The organism is Shewanella sp. CAL98-MNA-CIBAN-0140 (genome assembly GCF_040309905.1).
Taxonomy (GTDB): Bacteria; Pseudomonadota; Gammaproteobacteria; order Enterobacterales; family Shewanellaceae; genus Shewanella; species Shewanella psychromarinicola.
Genome location: NZ_JBEOPI010000107.1, coordinates 1 through 389, shown reverse-complemented (window position 1 = coordinate 389; position 389 = coordinate 1). Strand labels below are relative to the sequence as shown.

Below are 389 nucleotides of genomic sequence, written 5' to 3'. Positions count from 1 at the left end.
CCTTATGTACATGGCCAACATTTACTTGAAATGCCAGTAGAGCAAGGCTTAATACTCTCGGCTATTCCGGTGGTATTTACCTCATTTGGCTTTCATGGCTCTATTCCTTCAATTGTTAAATACGTAGGATTAGACATAAAAACACTGCGTAAAGTAATGATAGCGGGTGCAACGCTACCGTTAGGTATTTATATTTTTTGGCAAATATTAAGCCAGGGTATTATGAGTCAAAATGATTTGCTCAATAGCCAAGGTTTAAGTGGCTTTGTACAAAGCATGGCGAGCATTGCGCACAACCCAAACGTTGCCACTGCCGTTAAGTTATTTGCTGATCTTGCATTGGCCACTTCATTTTTGGGTGTAAGTTTAGGCTTGTTTGACTTTTTTGC

The 389-nt window shown here is 39.8% G+C and carries 1 protein-coding gene; it reads left to right on the top strand.

Annotation, left to right across the window (positions count from 1 at the left end):
* Positions 1-389: aromatic amino acid transport family protein (locus AAEY93_RS20370; protein WP_351079453.1), on the top strand; the 389-nt coding region annotated here is incomplete at both ends.